Here is a 3,311-nt window from a genome sequence, read left to right as displayed (position 1 = left end):
CGATAAGTGAAGCTGTCAGTAAAGTTCTCGCTACCGTCGTGGGTGTAACTAAAAGTCCCGTCACCGTTGAGGGTCAGCGACCCATTCGCGACATCCGTAATGAGTGAGACTATCACCGGTGTATCACCCAGACCGGTGTCGTTATTGAGGACCGTTGATGCGCCGCCTACCAGGGTGGTGACGGTGCCGCCTTCGGCTACCGTAATGCTATCCGCGTTGGCCACCGGGGTTTCATCGGAGACCGGGGTCACGTTGATCGTGACCGTGGCATCGGCCGTTTCACCATCATTATCAGTCACGCGGTAAGTAAATGAATCGGTGAAGTTCTCACTACCGTCATGAGTGTAACTGAAGGTGCCGTCGCCATTGAGGGTCAGCGATCCGTTCGTCACATCGGTGACCAGGCTTACCGTCACCGGGGTATCACCCAGACCGGTGTCGTTATTGAGGACCGTTGACGCGCCACCCACCAGGGTGGTGATCGTACCGCCTTCAGCCACGCTGATGCTGTCAGCATTCGCGACTGGGGTCGCATCGCTTACCGGCGTGATATTGATCGTCACTGTGGCGTCGGCGGTCTGACCGTCGTTATCGGTCACCCGATAGGTGAAGCTATCAGTGAAGTTTTCACTACCATCATGGGTATAGCTGAAGGTCCCGTCCCCGTTGAGGGTCAGGGTGCCATTCGTCACATCGGTGACCAGACTTACCGTCACCGGCGTATCACCCAAACCGGTGTCATTGTTCAGGACAGTTGACGAACCGCCCACCAGGGTGGTCGCCGTGGCGCCTTCGGCGACCGTGATACTGTCAGCATTCGCCACTGGCGTTTGATCGGAGACTGGAGTGATATTGATCGTGACCGTGGCGTCGGCTGTTTCACCATCATTGTCCGTCACGCGGTAAGTAAATGAATCGGTGAAGTTCTCACTACCGTCGGGGGTGTAACTGAAGGTACCATCACCGTTGAGAGTCAGCGACCCATTAGTGACATCCGAAACAAGTGAGACCGTCACTGGTACATCAACCAGGCCAGTATCGTTATTGAGGACAGTTGACGAACCGCCCACCAGGGTGGTCGCCGTACCGCCCTCGGCGACAGTGATGCTGTCGATGTTCGCAACGGGTGTGCTGTCACTGACCAAAGTAAAGTTAATCGTTGCCGCAAGGGTGTTGGAATCGATATCACCATCGTTAACAGTGACACTGAACGCCGGGGCCACTTCGTTACCGTCATCGACAAACTGCACTAGGCCACCCGTCAGGTTGGCGCTGGTGAAGCTGGTGATCGACACGCCGGGATTGGTGCTCAACTGGAAGTAGCCACCAGAGATACCACTTACGGTGTAGGTAAAGTCCGTATCGTCTGCATCGGAGACGGCAAAATTGGCATCACCGAGGGTGACAGTCTGGCCTTCGTCCAGGGTGAGGTCGGTACTCGTGATTGACGGGGTATTATTGCTGCCATTGATAGTAATGGTAACCGTTGCGGTATCGAAACCTCCGTTGCCGTCACCTATCTGATAGGTAAAATTATCATCCACGCTGCTACCGGCACCCAGTCCATAAAACTGACCGTTGGTGTTGTAGGTATAGCTTCCATTGGATTGAAAAGTGACTTGTGCGCCTGAAGCCAGAGTTACCGGAAGTCCAGGCGTGTAGGCTCCCCCTTCAACTTGGGTTACCTGCAGGCCATCTCCCTCCGGATCGCTGTCCACTCCTGATCCGGAATCATCTGTTATAACGTTACCTGAGACAAAACCATTTTCAGAGACGGAATTGGCGTTATCTGTCGCCGTGGGCGCATCGTTCTGCGGATTGACAGTGATCGTCGATGTTGCGACGGGACTGTTCAGGAGCGAGCTGTTTTGGGCGAAAAAATTGATTGTACGGTCACCTGCTGTCGGGTCTTGAGAGGTGTTCTCATAGGTAACACCCCGCAACAGGGACTGCAGATCGGCTTCCGGCATTCCACCGCCGCCATCCAACATGACATTGAAGCCAGTGCCGTCGAAATCGATTTCAAAATCAGTGCTACCCACAGTGCGGATTTGGTTATCACTCGAACCATATGTGAATACATATCCTGCTATTGTGATTTGTTCGCTGACGCCATCCAGGAAACCTGATAAATTGATACTCAGGTTTTGATAGGTTGTGTTATCAACATCACTGATCGTAGCGTCCGTATCCACGACGCTGACAGCTCCGCCGTCTTCCGTGAAGGTGACAGCGAAGTCCACACCCGCACCATCGGCGCCATTTAAATCGACCACCGGCGCATCGTTCACCGAACTGACATTGAGCGTTAGGTTCTGGGTTAGGCTAGATGCTCCGTCCCCATCCGTGATGTCAATGGTGACGCTGCGTGTTCCATCAGCCGGATTTTCGAGATTGCTGTTTTCATAGGTAATGTTCCGGACCAGTGCCGTAACAGCGGCTGATGTAGCATTTGAATTAAATGTGACCGTTAGCGGGTCGATTCCCGTCCCCCCGGTAACGGTCCCGATCAGGGTACCGCTATACGTGACATTGCCACCGCTTAACCCTATTTCTCCAGTATCCGTTCCCTGATTAAAGATCGAGAACCGGTCTTCGGCCGGCTGTAGACCGCTGTCTACTTCAACCGTTAGTGAACCGCCCGCATAGTCGCTGGAATCAGAATCACTGACAACGGCATCACCGCCCTGTTCGATCAGAACAACCCCGTCACCTTCCGTAAAGTTGTGGATATCACCATCAAGATCAACCACTACAGGGGCATCATTGACCGCAGTGATATCGACATTGACAGTACCGAGATTGATCGCGCCACCACCGGTACCGGTGTTGCCGTTATCGGTCACATCGACCTGGATAGTGTCGGCGTCATTACCGCTGGTATTCGCCGTACCGTGCAGATAGGTGATGTTGCTCGCGGTATTGAAGTAGTTGTTCAGATCGGTCAGCGTGCCGGTCAGTGTTCTGGCCGTGCTTGTACCGCCGATCGTGATACCGGTACCTGCCGCCGCAGTCAGGTCGCCACCGGTGCTGGTGGTCAGGGTCACGGTCAGTGTGCCCGAAGCGGCATCGACGTCAGCGAAATCAACCGCCGACAGATCGACATTACTCAATACGTCTTCAGTCACCGAGATATCACTCGGCAGTGAGCCGGCATTGGTCGGGTCGTCATTGACCGCGGCGATGTCGACGTTGATGGTGCCCAGGTCGATATCGGTACCGCCGCCGCTGCCTGTGTTGCCGTTGTCGTTGATCGTGACGTTGATCGTATCGGCGTCATTGCCTGCGGTATTGGTCGTACCGTGCAGATA

The 3,311-nt window shown here is 54.4% G+C and carries 1 protein-coding gene; it reads right to left on the bottom strand.

The window, feature by feature from the left end:
• Positions 1-3,311, bottom strand: a 3,311-nt coding sequence (locus CODIS_RS20255; protein ID WP_154723232.1) for a beta strand repeat-containing protein, incomplete at both ends; no start/stop codon positions are given.

It is taken from the genome of Candidatus Thiodiazotropha endolucinida (assembly GCF_001715975.1).
GTDB lineage: Bacteria > Pseudomonadota > Gammaproteobacteria > Chromatiales > Chromatiaceae > Thiodiazotropha > Thiodiazotropha endolucinida.
This window is presented reverse-complemented; position numbering and strand designations above follow the sequence as displayed.